The following is a 19660-nucleotide window of genomic DNA, read 5'->3' on the forward strand; positions in this document are numbered from 1 at the left end:
TATGCCAGACAAACTGTCAGACACACCCGCAGGTATTCTGTTGATCGACGATCACCCTCTATTGCGCCAGGGCATCAAGCAACTGATCGACATGGAAGACGACATGCAGGTGGTAGGCCAGGCCAGCAACGCCGCCGACGGTATCCGCCTGGCACAGGAACTTGAGCCGGACCTGATACTGATGGACCTGAACATGCCGGAAATGAACGGTATCGAGGCTCTTAAAAAATTGCGGGAAGAAAGCGTCAGTTCGCGGATCATCATGTTCACGGTCTCGGATCACGAAGATGATGTTGTCGCCGCACTGAGAGCCGGCGCTGACGGCTACCTGCTGAAGGACATGGAACCGGAGGACATGATCGGGCAGCTACACCAGGCGGCGGTGGGCAAGCTGGTGATCAGTGATCGCCTGACCACCCTGCTGGCACAGGCACTGCGCTCCCAGAAACCCCAACAGACATCCCGCCCGGACTTCGACAGCCTGACCCCGCGGGAAAAAGACATTCTGCGCCTGATTGCCGAAGGCCTGTCCAATAAGATGATCGGCCGCAAGCTGGATATCAGCGACGGCACCGTGAAGGTTCATGTGAAGCACCTTCTGAAGAAACTGAACCTGCGCTCACGGGTGGAAGTGGCAGTGTGGGCCGTGGAGGAAGGTTTGCACAAAGCTTAAGTTACATGCGCCCTGGGCAAGCCTGCTTCCGTGATCGCCCTTTCAGGCGGACGGTCGAATGACATCCTCGGGATTCCTTTTTCGAGACTGGTCCCGGCGCTCTTCACGGCGACGTTTCAGCTGGTTGGATTTGAACTCGTTGTCGACCAGGTCCAGCCATTTCAGATGCTGGTTCCACGCCTCGTCTGTCATGTTCTCGGGCTTTTTACAGGCCATGATTGCCTCCTGATGCTCAGAGAAATATCAGCAATTGCCGACGCACCTTGAACGTGCATCTGTCATAAACCTTAACCCGCAACCCCTTCGAGAATAAAGTCCCTGAGTATCCGGCCTGGAGAATCAGGCCGGGTTCTGATAGATGTCCTTGTAGTCTTCCCGGAGCTGTTTCTTCTGGACCTTGCCCATGGTGTTTCTGGGCAGGCTTTCCACAAAGAAGACTCGCTTGGGCTGCTTGTAGCGGGCAAGGTCCTCCTTCAACGCGCCGATGACCTCCTTCTCGGTCAGGGTTGCGCCCGGCTCCAGAACAACGACTGCGGTTACGCCCTCACCGAAGTCGGGATGGGGCACGCCCACGACCGCTGATTCCGAGACGCCATCCATCTCATCGATGATCTGCTCCACTTCCTTGGGGTACACGTTGAAGCCGCCGGAGATCACCAGGTCCTTGTCGCGGCCCACAATCTGGATGTAGCCCCGTTCATCCCGCAGGGCCAGGTCGCCGGTGACAAAAAAGCCGTCTTCTAGTAGTTCTTCCCGGGTTTTTTCCGGCATCCGCCAGTACCCCTTGAACACGTTGGGGCCGCGCACTTCCAGCATACCGATCTCGCCATCCGGCAGAGGTGTGTGGTTGTCGTCGGTAATGCGAACCTCCACTCCGGGCAAAGGCTGGCCAACAGTGCCGGCTATGCGGTCGCCATCATAGGGGTTGGAGGTATTCATATTGGTTTCGGTCATGCCATAACGCTCCAGAATGGCATGGCCGGTGCGCTTTTCGAATTCCCGGTGGGTGTCCGCCGTCAGCGGGGCGGAGCCGGAGACAAACAGACGCATGTTCGCCACCAGCTCCGGGGTCAGCCGGTCATCCTGCAGCAGGCGGGTATAAAAGGTAGGCACGCCCATCAGGGCGGTGCCCCGTGGCATGGCCTCAATGATGGCATCGGCGTCGAAACGCGGCATGAAATAGAGACTGCCGCCCGCCATCAGGGTCACGTTGCAGGCCACAAACAGGCCGTGGGTGTGGAAAATAGGCAACGCATGAATCAACCGGTCCGCGTCGGTGAAACGCCAGGCCTCGGTCAGCGACCGGGCGTTAGAGCCCAGGTTGTGGTGTGTCAGCATCGCGCCCTTGGAGCGACCGGTGGTGCCGGAGGTATAAAGAATGGCGGCCAGGTCGTCGCTGTCCCGGGGTTCAATTTCGGTAAAGGGCTCGGCGGCGTTGGCCTTGTCCATCAGCGAACCATCGGCTTCGGTCCCGAGGGTTTCAACTGCCGGGCAACCCTTCTCCTTCGCAATGGCCCGGGCATCGGTCAGCGATTCCGGACGGCAGACAAACAGCGCCGGCTCCGCGTCCCCCAGGAAATAGCCGATCTCTGACGCAGTGTAGCCGGTATTCAGCGGCAGATAGACACCCCCCATCCGCAGGCAGGCCAGATACAGCAGTATTGCCTCCGGGCTCTTGTCGACCTGCACCGCAACGCGGTCCCCCGGGGTCACGCCCAACGCCTTCAAGGCACCGGCCAGCCGGCTGCTGAGCTCAAGTGCCTGACCGAAGGTGTAGTTACGGCCCTCCGGCGTTTCAATAAAGGTTTTGTCGGAGCGCGGGGTCATGCGCTCGGCAAAGGTACTGAAGAGATTGTCATTCATTTTGTGGTTTCTCCCTTAAGCAGTTTACGCCCGCGCTTGCTCAAATCTCGTACGCTAGAGGAGCACACGATGGTGTAGTTGGCGGTGTACTGTTCGTGATTGCGCTCGATGTTATCGAGCACATAGAGGTAATTGACCATGAGGCCGCAGGACTGCTGTATGCCCTGTGCCGACACGTCACCCAGCCAGTTGATCCGGTGTAGCTCAGCACCGTTACCCAGATGGAAACGCGCCACCGGATTCATCGGCTGGCCATCAGCGGCCTTGGTTTTCAGCAGATAGCGGGCCGCCAGCGGGCGAATCACGTTATCCAGTGCCTCGGATCGTTCCGGATCCTCTGTCCAGCTCGGGTCGTCAAGATGCCTGAGCGTCTCCACGGCATCTGGCTCCAGAAGCTCCGGGTGTTCCAGGTAGGTGGTTTGCAGCCACCGGCGGAATCCCGGCATGGGTGAGAGCGTGACAAAGTGCTTGAGATTGGGCAGCTCCTGTTTCAGCTCCTGAACCACCTGCTTGATCAGGAAATTGCCGAAGGAGATGCCCCGCAGCCCTACCTGGCAGTTGCTGATGCCAAAAAAGGCCGCCGCGTTGGCGGACTCGGCGGAATCGATATCGTACCGGTCACTGGCCAGGATGGTCTGGATCTGGGCCGGCAGCCCCCGGGTCAGTGCCACCTCCACAAAGATCAGCGGTTCGTCACCGATGGCCGGATGGAAAAACGCAAAACAGCGGCGGTCACGGGCGTCCAGCCGCCGGCGAAGGTCGTCCCAGTCCTGAATTTTGTGCACCGCCTCGTAGCGGATGATTTTCTCCAGAATGGTGGCCGGGGTATTCCAGTCAATGCGCTTGAGTACCAGAAAACCCCGGTTGAACCAGGACGCGAACAGATGGATGAAGTCTGCATTGATGGGCTCAAACTCTGCATGGCCCTTCATCAGGCGCAGCATGTCTTCCCGCATCTTTACGATTTCGTGGGTTCCGCCGGTACTCAGGTTCAGACGCCGCAGCAGCTCCTGTCTGCGTGGCTCACAGGCCTCGAACAGGTGCTCCAGCGCGGTATTGTCACGGGATTGCCGGTAGGCCTCGTAGGCCGCGTCAATTTCAGCCGGGTCAGCGGAAAAGTCCGTGGCCAGGCGCTCGAAAAACACGGTTTTTCCAGCGTCGTCCAGGCGTGAGTAGATATCCAGCGCATGGCTGGCATGGGTAATACTGGACACTTCCCCATCGCTGTTCAGCAGCGCCTTGCAGGCCTCAAGCAGCTTGGCAGGGTCGGCAACACCGCCACCACCGCGCCGCCGGAGTAGCGCTTCACGCTGGGTAATATTACTGAACAGTTCCTGAAGAAAACTCATGTTCATAAATTTGCCCTGTTGTCTCGGGTAGGGATTCAGCAGGGGCTTGCGCCCCCGCTACGGATCACGAGATTGGTTTGTTCATCATCATGTCTGGCAGCCACAACGCAATCTGTGGGAAGAAGCAGAGCAGAATGATGCCCACAACCATGCAAAGGGCGTAGGGCAGGCTGCCCATCAGCACATCTCTCAGGGAAATATCCGGGGCAATCCCCTTTATTATGAACAGGTTAAGACCCACCGGCGGCGTAATCAGACCAATTTCCAGGTTGATGGTCAGAATGACCGCGAACCAGTAGGGGTCGAAGTTCGCCGCAAGGATGATCGGCAGCAGGATAGGTGCGGTCATGACGATCACAGCAACCGGCGGAAGGAAGAACCCGGCTACCAGCAGGAACAGGTTAATGGCCCCCATCAGCACCCAGCGGTTTACTTCCAGATCGGCAATGCCACCGGCAAGCGTCTGGGTGATGTACAGCGACGATAACGCGTAGGCAAAGATCTCTGCTGCGGCGATGATCAGCATGATCATCACGCTTTCCCGCAAGGCATCCCGAAAGATGGTTTTCAGGGGCTTTGCCTGCCACATCCGGTAGACGAAGATGGCCAGCGCGATACACAGGAACGCGCCCACACCCGCCGCTTCAGAGGGCGTTGCAACCCCGCCGTAAAGAGCGAAAAGAATGGCCATGACCACGGCAAGGAACGGCAGCACGCGGAGCAAGGCGCGGGCGTTCCCCTCGACGTTCTCCTTGACCTTCGAGGCCATGCCCGAAAGGGCGCTGGGTGTATCGTAGCCGCCGGCCAGTTTGCAGGCGATCAGCGTCCAGGCCATAAACAGGAGCGCCAGCATCAGGCCGGGTACCGCACCGGCGATGAAGAGCCGGCCAATCGACGTTTCCGTCGAGATGCCATAGACGATCATGGTGACGGACGGCGGAATCAGGATGCCCAGGGTGCCGCCGGCGGCAATACAGCCTGCGGCAACGCCGTTGGGGTAACCCCGCTTCTGCATTTCCGGAATGCCCAGTTTGCCGATGGCCGCACAGGTGGCCGGGGATGACCCGGACAGGGCAGAGAACACCGAGCAGGCGGCGATATTGGAAATCGCGAGGCCGCCCGGCAGACGCCCCATCCACAGATCGAGGGACCGATAAAGGTCCTTGCCCGTCGGCGATGAGGCCACGGCGGCGCCCATCAGGATGAACATGGGGATGGCGACAAAACCGAACGACGCAATGCTGCCGAAAAAGGTTTCACCAAAATACGTCAGTTCGCCCATACCCCTGTCGATCACCAGCGCGGCAATGGACACGCCGCCCAGCGCGAAGGCAATGGGAGTGCCGATAGCCATCAGAAACAGCAGGGCCAACAACACGAGGATTCCACTGGTAACAGGATCCATACTTATTGCCCTCCGCGCAGAAATTCAGCGACATACTGAAGCGACAGCATGGTCGCCCCAATCGCCATCGGGGCTATGGCAGGCCATAGCGGTGGATTCCAGACGGTGCCAGTGGTCCAGCCTTCCGACCATGCCTCGTGAACGTAGATCCACGACCCATAGGTCAGCGCCAGACAAAAGCCGATGCCGCACAATCCGCCCAGCACGTCTACACCTTTTTTGGCAACACCAGTCAGGGAATCGGACAAAACGGTGACCGCAACGTGGCCGCCGGTCAGCAATACATAGGGTGCGCCCAACAGCATCGCGCTGCTGATGGCATAGGTAGTGAATTCGGTTTGCCAGACAGTGCTTTCGCCCAGCACGTAACGCACGAAAACCATGTGACAAACGGTAAGAACGCCTATGCCCAACAGGCTTCCGGCAATGACTGCAGCAATCATTGAAAGCCGGTCCATCAGGCGAACGTAGGTACCGCTAATACCCGTAGGAGCGGGTCTTGAATGGGAAACAGAGTCGGACATGATACCTTCTACTCTCTCGAGGAGGGCCCCCGTGAGGGGGCCCGATCATTGGCTGGATCGGTGAACTACGCCGGTTTATTCAACCGCGAGTGCCGCATCAATCAGGGCCTGCCCGTTGGGCACCTTTTCAGCGAAGGACTTGTAGGAACTTTCTTTCGCAATCTTCAGCCATGCCTGGTAGTCATCCGCGGACATCGAGATGACCTCTACGCCGTTCTCACGGAAGACATCGGCCATTTTCTGGTCGAGCTGCGCTGCTTCTCCCGCGAAAAACTCTTCCGCTTTTTGTCCGGCATCGGTCAGTGCTTCCTGCTGCTCCGGAGTCAGACGGTCCCAGCTGCGCTCGGAGATCAGAATGGGCTCGTACATGAACCAGAGCGCGTTTTCGCCCGGGGCAGTCAGGCAGGTCACCTGCTCGTAGATGCGGTATGAGACAAACGAGCCGGAGGATGTGTTAGCTCCGTCCAGAACACCGGTCTGCATAGCTGTGTAGATTTCCGAGGACGGCATGGAAGCGATAGACGCACCTGCTTCTGCCAGCATTTCGTCAAACGCCGGTCCTGCAGCACGCATGGTCTGCCCCTCTACGGTGTCGGGCGAGGTAATGCAGCGAACATCGGAGGCAAAGCCACCAGCCAGCCAGGCATCGGCCAGGACCCGAACACCGGCGTCATTGATCACTTTCTTGATCATGCCCATGAATTCAGAATCGTTGAGCCGCTGGGCGCGCTCGTGATTACGAACGAGACCCGGCATGAGTGTGGCTGAGAACTCGGGATGACGCCCACTGGCGTAGTCCAGAGGCAGTGCGGTCATGTCCAGACGTCCCTGGGTCATGGCGGCCCACTGCTCTTTTGCCTTGAACAGTGACTGCCCGGGATAGACCTGGACCGTGAGGCCCACATCGGCTTTTTTCACTTCTTCAGCAATCAACTGAACCATTTCATCACGCACATCCCCTTTACCGCCGGGGAACTGGTGAGATGCACGAAGTACGGTTTCTGCCGACGCAAGGCTGGCAGAGAAAGCAAGGCCCGCGGCCACAACCAGTGATAAGGCTTTCTTGTTCATGGTAGGTAATCTCCCGTTCTCTTGTTCTTGTATGTATATATCAGCGTATACTGATGTATACATCATCGTACCGGGTTATACTTATGTCAACTGTGCAACAATTAATTGCTGGCGTACGTACAATCACAAACAAATGCAAAGGAGCGCCCGCCCTGTGAAACGCTCAAATACTCAGCGACTTAAAGACTCCCTGGAAGATGACATCATTAACGGACGGTTATCGCCGGGAGAAAGACTGGACCCCGAAGAGCTGGCCGAGCGCTTTCAGGTATCCCGCACCCCCATCCGCGAGGCCATCCACCAGCTGACCGCCAGCGGGCTGGTGACCGTTGTTCCCAAAAAGGGCACGTTCGTGGCCAAGGTGGGAGTGGAGCAGTTGATCGAGATGTTTGAAGTCATGGCGGAACTGGAAGGCATGTGCGGGCGCCTGGCAGCAAGGCGCATCACCCAGAAGGAGCTGGACGGCCTGAGCGAATCACTCCATCGGTGCGAGCAGGTAGCCAGCACCGGCGACCCGGATGAATACTATTACGAGAACGAGGATTTCCATCAGCGCATCTACCGGGCCAGCCACAACGGCTATCTGGTCAGGGAAGCAAACCAGCTCAAGCAGCGGCTCAAGCCCTACCGCCGGCTGCAGCTACAGGTCCGCAACCGGGTCAGCAATTCACTGAACGAGCACCGCGCCATTCATGCGGCGATAAAAGCCGGTGATGCCGCAGCCGCCGAAGACGCGATGCGCCAGCATGTGCTGATTCAGGGTGAGCGCTTCAGCGATTTTGTCGCCACCATGAAACAGTTCAACAGCCAAGCATCATAAACCCGGAGATCAAATGATCCGGGAAAACCGCTGACTCGCACCTTCCTTCCGATAGAGGTCAAAAATCTGGCAGATGGCGCGAATCAGCAACCGACCGGCAGGCTGGACCTGAAGCACGGTGCCATTATCGGCGATCAGTTGGTCCTGAATCATTGGCTTCAGTCGGTTCAGTTCATCCGTGAAGTAACGATCCAGCTCTTCCTGCCACAGGGCCGAGAACTGCTGTCGATCCAAACGGAACTGGCAGATCAGCTGGCCGATCACCCACCGACGGATGCGATCATCCCGGGTCAGGTTCACGCCTTTGTTGATGGCCAGCTGACCCGCGTCGATGGCCGCCTCCCAGGACGGCAAGTCATGATTGTTCTGGAAATAGGCATCGTCGGTCTGACCAATAGCGGAGACGCCCAGAGACACCAGATCGCACTCGGAGTGGGTGGTATAGCCCTGGAAGTTCCGGTGCAGGCGGCCTTCGCGCTGGGCCACAGACAGGCTGTCATCGGGCCTGGCAAAGTGGTCCATGCCAATGTATTCATAGCCGGCGTCCAGCAACCGGTTGATGGTGTTTTGCAGAATGGTCAGCTTCTGCTGCGGGCTGGGCAATGTATCCGCCTGAATCCGGGTCTGTGGGTAGAAGCGGTCCGGCAGGTGGGCGTAGCTGAACACCGACAGCCGGTCCGGGGACATCTCGATCACCGCTTCCAGAGTATCGGCAAAACTTTCGGGCGTCTGAAAAGGCAGGCCATAAATCAGGTCCAGGTTGATTGAGCGAAAACCGATCCGCCGGGCCTCATTGAGCACAGTCTCGGTCATCTCTCTGGGCTGAATGCGATTCACCGCTTTCTGTACCTGCGGATTCACGTCCTGCACGCCAAGGCTGATGCGATTGAAGCCCAGATTCCAAAGGGTTGGCAGGGTGTCCTGATCCACTTCCCGGGGATCGATTTCCACGCTGTAATCCCGATCGTCGTTAGTCTGCAGGTTGAACAGCTCTCCATAGCCGGCCATCAGATATTCCATTACATCCTTGGGCAGAAAGGTGGGCGTGCCGCCGCCCCAGTGCAGCTGCTTCACCGGCCGGTGGCCACCGAAAAGCTCGGACTGGATCGCCGCCTCTTTCAGCACACGCTCCACGTAGGGCATCGCCTTGTCGCGCTTTTTGGTGATCACCTTGTTGCAGGCGCAGTAGTAGCAAAGGTGCGCACAGAACGGCAGATGGGTGTAAAGCGAAAGCGGCCGTCCGCTTGCCCTGCTGCGTGCGGCAGCGTCCACCATGTCGGCAACCGGGTAGCTCTGATTGAACTCCACTGCCGTGGGATAGGAGGTATACCTGGGACCGCTGAGATCGTAGCGGCGGATCAGGGCGTCGTTCCAGATGAAGTCCGGCAGCGCGGAGTGGCGGGGCTCAAGGGCGGGAATGGAGGTCATGGCTAATGCTCTGAAATCTGTTTGCGGTAGTGGGCATTTTATCAAGGACCGACATCCGGTGCGCCGGGCAATTGGCGTAGAACCCCTACCCCTTTGTGGGCATTTTCTGTGTTGCAGGAATAATTTCGCGCCACCTCTCGTTGTATGGGCACACACCCAATCAACGGAGGAAGCGATATGTCTTTTACCTTTCGTTCTGCCTTTCCGCCGGCACTCATGCTTGCGGCCATGGTTCCAGCGAACGCCCAGGCCGATGACCCGCTGGTCCGATCAGAAAACGATGACTACCGTCTCGAGATTTCCGGCCAGCTAAACCGGGCCCTGCTGGTTGCCGACGACGGTGACAAAACCACGCTGCTGAACGTGGATAACAACAATAGCTCTTCACGCATACGGTTTGTGGCCGAATCCACCAACGACGGCCCGCTGGATGCTGGCGCCGCCTATGAGGCGGAATTCACCATTAACAACAGTGCCAGCATCAGCCAGGAAGAAGGGGGAGAGAACAACACCGAGGCGTTCGAAGCCAGGCGGGCCGAGGTTTACCTGGAGCATGAACGGCTGGGCACGCTCTGGCTTGGCCAGGGACCCACAGCCACCGATAGCCTTACCCAGCAGGACCTGTCTGGCACCATGAACGCAGGGTTTTCATTCACAAGCCTTGTCGGTGGGGGCATCCTTTTTCGGGACAGTGGCACCGGCCAGCTCAGCAACACCGACCTGGGCGACGTATCCGACAACCTTGACGGTTTCGGCCGGAACACCCGTCTACGGTATGACTTCCCAGAAATCGGCGACTGGGAATTTCGCACCTCGGTCATCAACGACGGTGCGGTTGATGCCGGCGCTTTCTATTCATCCGAGTTCAATGACCTGCGCATTGAGGCTGCATTCGGCGTCGGTAATGCCAGTGAACTGGGGGATATCAATGACCCGGCCGCCTACGACTACCAGATGTCAGGCTCCATCTCCGTGCGCAACGACAACGGCTATAACCTGACCTTTGCCACCGGCCACGCAGCTTCCCGAGTGAGCAACCGTGACGACCTGACCTTCTTCTACACAAAGGCCGGTTACCGCTCCGAACCCTTCCCCCAGCTGGGCAATACAGCACTGTCCGTTGACTGGGGCCAGACCCGCAACGAAGACCAGAACAATGATCGGTCCGATGTCATCGGTGTGCAGCTGGTGCAGGACATCGACGTCATTAACACCGAAACCTATGCCACAGTCCGCCGCGCATCCCTGGACCGGGATGCTGAGCAGTTCGACGACCTGCTGATCGCCATGGTCGGTTTCCGTCTGGATTTCTGAAAAAAATTTGGCACTGACGGAATAACAGTCTGGTCACCTGCGTTGTCCAGACAACACACATACAAACTGACCAAGACAACGAGAGGACTCAAAGGTGAAGATTTCCGCCCTGAAGAAAGACAGCAAGGATACTGGCACCCGGGTAGCACAGGTGACCGGCGTAAGCGCAAAAGGTCCGATCTCCGCCTATGTGATTTCACCGGCAGGCCCCGCCACAAACCCAGCGATGATTGCGATCCACGGCATCTCACGGAACGCCGGGGAACTGGTGGAGCAATTTCAGGCCGAGGCCACGATGAACAATCGGGTCGTGATCGTCCCCCACTTCGATCAAAAAACCTGGCCCGTTTTCCAGCGCATCACCGGGAAGCATCGTCCCGACCTGGCGCTCCTGTCACTGATCAACACACTGCGTCAGAGCGGCCTTTTGGATGAACAGCGTATCAGCCTCTTCGGGTATTCCGGTGGCGCACAACTGGCTCACCGTTTCGCCATGCTGTTCCCGGAACTGGTCGACGAGCTGCACCTGGGAGCAGCTGGCTGGTACACACTGCCGGTTCCCAAACTGCCCTACCCCCTGGGCATCGGCCCGGGGGCCAGCAAGGGCAACTGGCACCTGCTGATGGAAAGCAGCCTGCACCAGTTCCTGGAGCGCAGGATTCACGTCTACGTTGGCAGTGAAGACACCCTGACCGACAGTTCCCTGAGGCGTGAACCACTGCTGAACCGCATCCAGGGTGATACCCGCTACGAACGCGCAGAACGCTACGTAAGCCTGATCACGCACTATCAGTTGGAGATGGGCTTACCGGGCAATGCGCACCTCGAGGTGCTTGAGGGGTGCGGTCACGATTTTTCTCAATGCTGTAACCAGGGCGGAATGCTCTCGCGCATTGCCGCCACGAGCAGTAACCGTGACCGGGTCTGAGCGCCCATAACGCCCGAACACCGAACTGACGACAGCCAAAAAAGGATCTGATCATGAGCTTTAACGAACTGGTAAACGACCCCACCACCCAACTGACCGAAGCCAAATGGTCATTCGCGACTCGCCGGGTGAACCAGGCGGATGCCGTCTCCCTGGAGACGGATTTTGCAGACACCCAACACGGCGACCTGATTCTGGGCCGGGTGATGAGCCTTGGAAAACACGGCGGCATACAGCTATCCAGCGGGCGCCGTTCTGAACTTTTTACCGGCGATCTGGTGGTGCTTCCCTGCGCCGCCCGCTACGCGCCAGACCAGTTCGAAGGCACCGCTGAAATTGATCCCGAAGGCGCTGATATGTTGGCCAGTGGTGGCTGTCTGGGCAAGGCAAGAGCCAAGAACGAACGGGTCAAACCGCCCACCCGGGTTCTGCCCATCGGGCGTCTGACCAATGTCGGTGGCGCTCCAGTAAACCTGACAGACTACGCGCTGCCCAAGCCTGCCCGGAAGTCACGGATTCCGGTGATCGCGGTTTTCGGTACCGCCATGAACTCCGGCAAAACGCTGGCCACCGCACGGCTGGGATATGGCTTGCGCCAGACTGGCCTGCGGGTAGCAACCATCAAGGCGACCGGCACCGGCTCATTTGGCGATTTCAACGAATTCGCCGACACCGGCGTTCACTACATCGCCGATTTTACCGACGCCGGCCTGGCAACCACCTACCTTTTGCCGCTCAATGAGATCAAGGATGGAATCGAGCGGTTGTTGTTCGACGCCGAGCAGAACGAATGTGACGTGGTGGTGATGGAAGTCGCTGATGGCCTGTTCCAACGGGAGTCTGCGGCACTGCTGGCAGACACTGAATTCCGCGAACGCATTGGCGGCATGGTATTCGCCTGCGGTGATGCCGTGGCGGCAGCCGGCGGCGTTCAGGAACTGCGCCGGCTTGGTTACGAACCAGAGGCACTGACCGGCATGCTCAGCTGCTCACCCATGGCCACCGCCGAAGCGCAGGCTGCTACGGGTATTCGGGTGATGACCAAAGGCGAGCTGTCAGACCCCGGCGAGGCCATGGCCATTCTGCGCCGGACCACCCAACCACAGACAGAGGCAGAGACCCAGACGCCATGATGCCGAGACTCCTTGACCATGGCCGTCGCCGGATGCTGCTTGGCGTGTTCGCGCTGATCTGCGCCGAGGGCGTCGCTGCAGGCGCTGCGGCCTTTGCCACACGAGTGCTGTTCAACGCCCTGCACGGTCAGCAGGCGCTGCCCCGGGATCCCATGATCCTGCTGGCAGTATCGGGCCTGTTGATCGCCTTTTGCCGGGTGGCCGCCCGGGCCAAGGGTGAACGTATGGGCCAGTATTACGCCCTCGATATTCGCCACGCGCTGTTCAACCAGGGGACGGCCATGTCGGTCAGCGACGTCTCCGCCCGGCGCACCGGGTATATGTCTTTGCGCTTCGTGGGTGATCTGACCGCATTCCGCAACTGGTTAGGGCTGGGGCTGCCACGTTTGCTGGCCGCCATCGTGCTGATTCCCACCACACTGGCGGTATTGGGCTGGATGCATCTGCCTTTTGTCTGGGCCGTCGCACCGCTGTTTCTGATGGCCCTGCTTGCGATCGGGGTCGGCGGGCTCAAGCTGCCGGTCATGCAACGCCGGGTAAGATCCCGCCGGGCCGCCATTGCCGCCGATATGGCGGAGCGTATGCCCATCGCACCGGAACTTGGCCAGCTTGGGCGCCGGGGCCAAGAATCCCGTCGCATTGATAAGCGCTCAAAACGGATGATTTCCGCAGCGCTCACCCGGATCCGCCATGCCGAGATTCTGAAAAGCATGCCGGATCTGATCGCCGGTGTGGCCGCGGTAGCGCTAATCTGGGTGGGAAGCCGCCACAACCTGGACACCGGCACCATCGCCGGTGCACTAGCGGCACTGGGCATTGCCCTGAAACCGATGCGGGACCTGGCGACGGTCTGGAACCATGGCGCGGCATTCAAGGCCGCCCACAGCAAGTGCGTGGCGGCACTGCAACGGCCGACCCGCCGCGAATCCGCGTCGGGCCTGCAGCTCGGGAAAAAGCAGCCCCTGGACATTCACTTTGACCGCGCAGGCATGCCACCCATCAGCGCCCGGATCGGCGCCGGCGAGCGGGTTAGCCTGACTGGCGACAACGGCACCGGAAAATCCCGGTTGATAAGGACGCTGGCTGGACTGGACACCCTGGAAAGCGGCACAGTAATGCTTAACGGTAAATCCCTGGCGGAATTGTCCCAGGGCAGTCTGCGCCGGCGGGTCAAGCGAATCGGCAGTGACCCGACCATCCTCAAGGGGTCACTGCGCAAGGCGCTGACCCTGGGACTGGATCGCCGCCCGGATGACAAGGTCATTGCGCAAACCGCCCGAGCTGCGGGCCTGCAGAGACTGCTGGAGTCAGAAGAAGGGCTGGACAGATCAGTTGCCGAAGGCGGCCGGGATCTGTCCGCCGGCCAGCGAGTCAAAGTTGCCATGGTGCGAGTCATGCTGGCAAAACCCGGCCTGATCCTGATTGACAGCTCTGCCGGGCAACTGGATGCTGCGGGAAAACAGGCGATGACCGACTGGCTGAAACAACAGCGCGCGACCGTTATTGCCTCCGAGCATGCCTACCTGACTCCAGGCCTGTTTGACCAGACACTCAGGCTTGGCTAGAGCCGACATAACCTGGACGAGCTAGACACTATGACGCATACGCTGCACACACTGAAACAGCCCGCCAGGCCATGGCTGGCAAGCCTGAAATTGGCTGCCCTGCTGATCGCGATCGCTGTCTGCCTGGCCGCCAACCCACTGGCGGCTGATGACGAAGCCGAAGAAATGGCAGAAGAAGCCGCGGAAGAAGCTGCCGAGGAGTCGGCAGAGGAGGCCGCTGAAGAGGCGGCAGAGGAATCCGCAGAGGAAGCGGCGGAAGAGTCTGCCGAAGAGGCTGCAGAAGAAGCCGCCGAAGAGTCAGCGGAGGAAGCCGCGGAAGAGTCCGCCGAAGAAGTCGCCGAAAGCGAACTGGAAGAAGGTGAAGAAGACGGAGACTTTGAGCAGGAGCGGGAAGAGGATCGCGACGAGTTTGTGAAAGAATCCGGAACTTCCGGCGGAGAAGCCAACTCGCGGACCGCTTTTTTTGAGGAATTCGGTGAACGGGATCTGGTCGTGCGCCAGGAGCTGCTGGTGATGGCAGACACCGGGCAGATCGACACATTGATCGGTCGCGCCGAACTGTCCCTGGTCAGCCGGATTTCTCTCAAGCGACTCTCCGGGGAGCTGGCCCGCTTTCGCGTTGCCCAGTCCTACAGCCCGCAGCAGCTTTCCCAACGTCTGAAGCAGCAACTCCCGGACGCCAGCATCGACCTGAATCACGGCTATCAAATCGCAGGCTCCGCCGATCAGGACCCGGAGAACCCCCGGCTCGCCGGGGGCGTCTATCAGGTCCCCAAGGAAGCCCGGAGCAAAAGCATTCGCATCGGAATGATCGATACCAATGTCGACACCGAGCATGCTGCATTCTCATCCAGTCGCATCACCGAGCGTGATTTTCTGTCCGGGAGCCAGCAACGGGACCTGAAACACGGTACCGGCGTGGCGTCATTGCTGGTCGGTCGGACCGAGACGTTTCAAGGTATTGCCCCCGGAAACCAGCTACTGGTGGCATCAGTATTCGCCGACTATTCCGATCAGGGCCTGGTTGCCACCTCCCACGACCTGATCGCCGCCATGGACTGGCTGGTGGATCAACAGGCGAACCCCATCAACATCAGCCTTTCAGGCCCCTTCAACCAGGTGGTGTCGGCGGCCGTCGAGTCGCTGGCGAAGGAAGGTATTTTGCTGGTCGCCGCCGTGGGCAATCAGGGGCCTTTTGCGAAGCCGCGTTACCCGGCCGCTTATGCGAACGTGATCGGGGTAACAGCGGTGGACAGGAATGGTCGGCTATACAGCCAGGCAGGCCGTGGTGATCAAGTGGATTACTCGGGACCGGGGGTGGGAATGCAAGTGGCGAGAGCAGGATCGGGGACCGAGTTTGATTCGGTCAGCGGTACCTCCTACGCCACGCCACTGATTACCGGGCTGATGCTGGCTTACCAGCAACAGTACGACGTGACCTCAGAAGAAGGCGAAGCCCTGCAGGCGCTGATCCGGAAGGACATGGTGGATCTGGGTCAACCCGGTCGTGACCAGTTGTTCGGGCATGGCCTGCCGGGCCGGACGTGGATCGACAAAACTCTGGGACTGTCAGAGTAGCGCCACTTCAACCAGCATCTCGATGCGATTATCATCGAAATCGAGCGCCTGGTTATTGGAATTGTAGTTGCGGTGTTCGGCTTTTAGTTCCAGGGTCACCGAATCGGTTACTGGCGCATCCAGCCGCACTCGCCAGCGCTGTCGGTAATCCCGTCGTTTGGCGTTGAGGCCGGGATCTACTTCGTCATAACGGCGAATTTCATAGCGCCAATCCGCACGAATACGGACCGGGGTTTCGTCCAGCAGACTGAGCCGCTGGACGTATCCGAAACTGACGCGCGGGCTCTGGTAATCATACACCGCATCGTCTGCGTCTTCCCTGTGATAGCGGGCCTTGGCGGTCAGATACTGGGTGGTGCCATCCAGGAAATAGAACGCAGAGCCATCCAGCCGCTGGCCCTGGTTGTCCCGACCCGGCGCCCCGTCCAGTCGGGTATTTTCATAGCTCAGGCTGCTGCGGACATAAAGCTTGCGCGTCACCAGATCACTAACATAGCCACTGAGCATCTGTTTGTTGAGCAGGGACTCGCCTCCTACCCTGGCATAGGTCACATCCACCCTGGCGCCGGCGGTAACACCGGCCAGATCCCGGCTAAGGTCCAGGTAGGTGTAATGAAGCTGAAGATTGAAATCCTGTTCCTCGAAATAACGTCGGTCTTCCAGCAGATAGCCTGTGCGTAACTCCGTGTTGTCTCCGATCTGGTCTTCATAACCCAGATCCAGCTCCGCAATGGCGGCAAAGTCGCTCTCGGCCGAGGAAACATCAAGGGCATCCACCACCAGATTGTCTTCAAACCGCAGCCCACCGGTGGCCGAGACGTCCAGCCCATCCGTCCAGCAGGTTTCGTCCGCCTGTTCAGCAGTCTGGGCAGACAGGACGGATGGCCAGATAGACAGAATGGCACTGGTGAACAGTGCCCCTGGAAAAACGGAACGAGAAAAAGGGGCCGAAAATATCATGAACGCTCCTTGTACGGGAAAATTGGTATGGGTTGCCGATTATTGCCAGCGATCTGACATCAGCGCCTGCTCCTGTTCGGAACTCAGGGGCTCTCCCCCGTCGAGTGACTGCAGGGCTTCAGCAATCACACCACCGTTCCCGGATGCCGGAATGTAGGCCTGGGCATTGTCGCTGTCTGCCAGGGTCTCGCTGGCCCGGATCTGCCATTCACCTTCGCCCGATCGACAGGCAAGGCCGACCGTCTGCTGATCCTGCATTTTTGCGGCAAACTGACGGCATACGCCGGCTTCAGCCGTCTTGAAAGTCGCCACCGGCATCACCTGAACCGCACCCTCTGGCTGGCTATAAACCTCGCCACTGGCGGTCTGTTCCAGGCTTTCGTTCAGGGCCTGCGCCAGGCCGGATGGCGCATCGCCCGGCGAGATGATGAAGGCGCTGGCCGCCACCAGCAAGGTGACACTGGCCGCCGTGGCATAGGCCCAGCGGCTGAAGACCGGCTTTTTTGGAAAATCCACAACCTTCCGGGTCGACCGAGGCTCCGGGGATGCCGGCTCGTTGGCGGCTGAGGGCGCTCCCCTGGCGGCATCAATCAGATGCTGGGGCACGGGTTCGTCAAGAATACTGTTCAAACCACCCTGAACGAACTGGTCCGATTCGCGCAGCTGCGCCAGAAATTCCCGCGCTTCGGCGTCTTCTGCCAGCAGCTTTTCAACGTCGGCCTGCTGTTCAGGTTCCAGCTCCTCGTCAAAATACGCCATGATCTTTTCAAATTCTCGATCGTTCATTGGGTTTTCTCCCCATCTTGCTCTATCCCGTCAGACGACCCCAGCTCCGCCTGTATCCGGCTTCGGGCTCGGTAAAGGCGGCTCATCACCGTGCCTTTTGGCACCTCCAGCATGTCCGAAACCTCCTGATAGCTGCGGCCTTCCACCGCAATCATCAGCATCACCACCCTTTGGTCTTCCGGCAGCAGGTCCAGAACCTGCGACACCCGGTCAAGCATGTTGTGGTTCTCCGCGGCATGCTCGCTGCGGCGATCCGGAGCTTCCGGCACTGCCTCCGCCTCAAGCGACACGGTGTCGCTCCTCTGGCGGCGCTTCAGGTCGATCCAGGTGGTCTGAATGATGCGATACATCCAGGAATCCAGCCGGGTACCTGCCTGCCACTGATGCTGCTTGCGTAACGCCTTCTCGCACGAGAGCTGAACCAGGTCATCGGCCTCGCTGAGATTGCCGGTTAACCCGGTCGCAAAGCGACGCAGTCTTGGCAGCAGGCTGACCAGTTGCTCACTGATGTCTTCTGACATTAAAACGTCCTGTAGTCACAACGGAAGGAGCAACGGTTTTATTCCCTTGCCCGCCTAAAACAGTTCACTGATTTTGCCTGAACCACCCATCCGGCGTACGCGTATCTTCTACTAGCAGGACAAAAACCTTCACCCAACGGAGCGGCAAACCGGCCATGGCAAATCTGATTCTCATTCTCGGCGACCAGTTAACCACGGACATCAGTGCCTTAGAAGGGGCCGACCGTGAAACTGACCGCATTGTCATGGCCGAAGTCCACAACGAAGCCAGCTACACTAACCACCACAAGAAAAAACTGGTGCTGTTATTCAGCGCCATGCGACATTTTGCCCAGCAACTTCGGGACGACGGCTGGCAGGTTCACTATCAGCAATATCACCCTGACAACAAGGCGCAGTCACTTGAGTCGGTGGTTGCCGCTGCTATACGTGACCAGGGAGCAGACCAGGTCATTACCACGGAATGCGGCGAGTGGCGGCTTCACGAGCAGATCAGCCAGTGGCAGGACTCTCTTGGAGTGCCGGTTCAGATACGGCCAGACACCCGTTTTTTCGCTACCAAACAGGAATTTGCCGACTGGGCCGAGGGCCGCAAACAACTGCGCATGGAATTCTTTTACCGGGAGATGCGCCGCAAGACCGGCCTTTTGATGACGCCGGAAGGAAAGCCCGAGGGTGGCGAATGGAATTATGACGCCGATAATCGCCGTAAATGGACCGGCAAACCCGCGGCACCCGCCCCGTTTCGAGTAGAACCGGATGCGGTCACGCGAGAGGTAATGGAGCTGGTGGACGAACACTTCGCGGACCATTTCGGCACCACGGAAGACTTCCACTTTGCGGTGACTCCAGAAGACGCCAAGCAGGCGCTGGCTCATTTCATGGATTTCGCGCTGCCCTGTTTCGGCGACTTCCAGGATGCCATGTCAGATGAAGAAGACTGGCTATTTCACTCCATCCTGTCGCCCTACATCAACTGCGGCCTGCTGGACCCGTCAGCAGTGTGCGAGGCGGCCGCCCAGGCCTGGTATGCCGGGCAAGCGCCAATTAATGCAGTTGAGGGATTTATCCGCCAGATTCTGGGGTGGCGGGAGTTTGTGCGCGGTATCTACTGGATGAACATGCCCGGCTACGCTAAGGAAAACCGATTGGGCAATACCCGCGACCTGCCCTGGTTTTACTGGACTGGCGACACCAAAATGCGCTGCATGCACAAGGCCATCGACGCCACCCGACGCAACGCCTATGCCCATCACATCCAGCGACTGATGGTAACCGGGAACTTTGCGCTGCTGGCAGGGGTAAGGCCGGAGGAGATCTGTGACTGGTATCTGGCAGTGTACGCCGACGCCTATGACTGGGTGGAGCTGCCCAATGTGCTGGGCATGGTGATGCATGCCGATGGAGGATACCTGGGCTCCAAGCCCTACGCCGCCAGTGGCAAATACATCCAGCGGATGTCGGATCACTGCAGCAACTGCCATTACAAGGTGAACAAAAGCACGGAAGAGGATGCCTGTCCGTTCAATTCTCTTTATTGGCACTTTATCAACCGCCACCAGGCGGATTTTTCCAACAATCCCCGCATGGGGATGATGTACAGAAACTGGGAAAAACAGAAGCCGGAAGGGCGGGAAGCATTGCTCAAAAGGGCCGATTATCTGCTAGCCAACCTGGATACAATTTAGCTCGACAAAGAATAAACCGGTGGTGCTATGCTGTATTACACGGTTGCCTGACAA

At 58.9% G+C, this 19660-nt stretch carries 18 protein-coding genes; 8 read left to right on the plus strand and 10 right to left on the minus strand.

All coding sequences use genetic code 11. The features are described 5' to 3' along the window. The first annotated feature begins 13 nt into the window (after window positions 1-13). Complete coding sequence (gene narL / locus FPL19_RS03505) at window positions 14-673, plus strand: two-component system response regulator NarL (RefSeq protein ID WP_150912380.1); 660 nt, start codon at window positions 14-16, stop codon at window positions 671-673. Between the two features lie 42 nt (window positions 674-715). Here the strand turns inward: narL and FPL19_RS17520 are convergent, their stop codons facing one another. The 6 genes from FPL19_RS17520 to dctP all read right to left on the minus strand — a co-directional run bounded on the left by FPL19_RS17520 (window position 716) and on the right by dctP (window position 6885). Further along, on the minus strand, window positions 716-889 hold the full coding sequence (locus FPL19_RS17520) for a hypothetical protein (protein WP_191965210.1): 174 nt from the start codon (window positions 887-889) through the stop codon (window positions 716-718). Window positions 890-1012: 123 nt separating this feature from the next. Continuing rightward, window positions 1013-2536 (minus strand): malonate--CoA ligase, encoded by a 1524-nt coding sequence (locus tag FPL19_RS03510; protein WP_150910649.1) that lies wholly within the window; start codon window positions 2534-2536, stop codon window positions 1013-1015. After that, entirely contained in the window at window positions 2533-3891 is a 1359-nt protein-coding gene (locus tag FPL19_RS03515) for a malonyl-CoA decarboxylase (RefSeq protein ID WP_150910651.1), read from the minus strand. Before FPL19_RS03515 ends, FPL19_RS03510 begins: the two co-directional genes overlap by 4 nt. Before the next feature lie 58 nt (window positions 3892-3949). Next, window positions 3950-5290 carry a TRAP transporter large permease gene (locus tag FPL19_RS03520; protein ID WP_150910653.1) on the minus strand — a complete coding sequence of 447 codons (1341 nt, stop codon included), beginning with the start codon at window positions 5288-5290 and terminating at the stop codon, window positions 3950-3952. A 2-nt stretch (window positions 5291-5292) separates the two neighbouring features. Further along, window positions 5293-5814, minus strand: a complete 522-nt coding sequence (locus tag FPL19_RS03525) for a TRAP transporter small permease subunit (protein ID WP_225314277.1) — start codon at window positions 5812-5814, stop codon at window positions 5293-5295. A 75-nt stretch (window positions 5815-5889) separates the two neighbouring features. Then, entirely contained in the window at window positions 5890-6885 is a 996-nt protein-coding gene (gene dctP / locus FPL19_RS03530; RefSeq protein ID WP_150910655.1) for a TRAP transporter substrate-binding protein DctP, read from the minus strand. A gap of 154 nt (window positions 6886-7039) precedes the next feature. Here dctP and FPL19_RS03535 point away from each other — a divergent pair, with 154 nt between their 5' ends. Continuing rightward, window positions 7040-7705, plus strand: coding sequence for a GntR family transcriptional regulator (locus FPL19_RS03535; RefSeq protein WP_150910657.1), 666 nt, complete (start codon window positions 7040-7042; stop codon window positions 7703-7705). A gap of 9 nt (window positions 7706-7714) precedes the next feature. Here the strand turns inward: FPL19_RS03535 and hemN are convergent, their stop codons facing one another. Next, window positions 7715-9133 (minus strand): oxygen-independent coproporphyrinogen III oxidase, encoded by a 1419-nt coding sequence (hemN, locus tag FPL19_RS03540; protein WP_150910659.1) that lies wholly within the window; start codon window positions 9131-9133, stop codon window positions 7715-7717. A 177-nt stretch (window positions 9134-9310) separates the two neighbouring features. Here hemN and FPL19_RS03545 point away from each other — a divergent pair, with 177 nt between their 5' ends. The 5 genes from FPL19_RS03545 (at window position 9311) to FPL19_RS03570 (ending at window position 15651) form a co-directional block, all read left to right on the plus strand. Next, the gene (locus FPL19_RS03545) at window positions 9311-10447 is read left to right on the plus strand and encodes a porin family protein (protein WP_150910662.1); all 1137 of its coding nucleotides are present in this window, start codon (window positions 9311-9313) and stop codon (window positions 10445-10447) included. Between the two features lie 94 nt (window positions 10448-10541). Then, entirely contained in the window at window positions 10542-11375 is an 834-nt protein-coding gene (locus FPL19_RS03550) for an alpha/beta hydrolase (protein ID WP_150910664.1), read from the plus strand. Window positions 11376-11428: 53 nt separating this feature from the next. Then, the gene (locus FPL19_RS03555) at window positions 11429-12508 is read left to right on the plus strand and encodes a P-loop NTPase family protein (protein WP_150910666.1); all 1080 of its coding nucleotides are present in this window, start codon (window positions 11429-11431) and stop codon (window positions 12506-12508) included. Continuing rightward, window positions 12505-14073 (plus strand): ATP-binding cassette domain-containing protein, encoded by a 1569-nt coding sequence (locus FPL19_RS03560; RefSeq protein ID WP_150910668.1) that lies wholly within the window; start codon window positions 12505-12507, stop codon window positions 14071-14073. The genes FPL19_RS03555 and FPL19_RS03560 overlap by 4 nt, the downstream gene beginning before the upstream one ends. A gap of 30 nt (window positions 14074-14103) precedes the next feature. Further along, window positions 14104-15651 (plus strand): S8 family serine peptidase, encoded by a 1548-nt coding sequence (locus FPL19_RS03570; protein WP_191965211.1) that lies wholly within the window; start codon window positions 14104-14106, stop codon window positions 15649-15651. On the opposite strand, the gene FPL19_RS03575 is transcribed toward FPL19_RS03570, so the two are convergent. From FPL19_RS03575 to FPL19_RS03585, 3 genes are read right to left on the minus strand one after another with little or no spacing between them, the layout of a single operon-like run. Then, window positions 15643-16611: a porin family protein gene (locus FPL19_RS03575; protein ID WP_150910672.1), complete on the minus strand. Its 969-nt coding sequence runs from the start codon at window positions 16609-16611 to the stop codon at window positions 15643-15645. The two genes, FPL19_RS03570 and FPL19_RS03575, sit on opposite strands and share 9 nt — an antisense overlap. 39 nt (window positions 16612-16650) lie before the next feature. Continuing rightward, window positions 16651-17397 (minus strand): anti-sigma factor, encoded by a 747-nt coding sequence (locus FPL19_RS03580; RefSeq protein ID WP_150910674.1) that lies wholly within the window; start codon window positions 17395-17397, stop codon window positions 16651-16653. Then, window positions 17394-17918: an RNA polymerase sigma factor gene (locus tag FPL19_RS03585; RefSeq protein WP_150910676.1), complete on the minus strand. Its 525-nt coding sequence runs from the start codon at window positions 17916-17918 to the stop codon at window positions 17394-17396. The genes FPL19_RS03580 and FPL19_RS03585 overlap by 4 nt, the downstream gene beginning before the upstream one ends. Before the next feature lie 155 nt (window positions 17919-18073). Between FPL19_RS03585 and FPL19_RS03590 the strand changes: the two genes are divergently transcribed. Beyond that, on the plus strand, window positions 18074-19606 hold the full coding sequence (locus FPL19_RS03590) for a cryptochrome/photolyase family protein (protein WP_150910678.1): 1533 nt from the start codon (window positions 18074-18076) through the stop codon (window positions 19604-19606). Window positions 19607-19660: the final 54 nt, after the last annotated feature.

This window comes from Marinobacter halotolerans, from assembly GCF_008795985.1.
Taxonomy (GTDB): domain Bacteria; phylum Pseudomonadota; class Gammaproteobacteria; order Pseudomonadales; family Oleiphilaceae; genus Marinobacter; species Marinobacter halotolerans.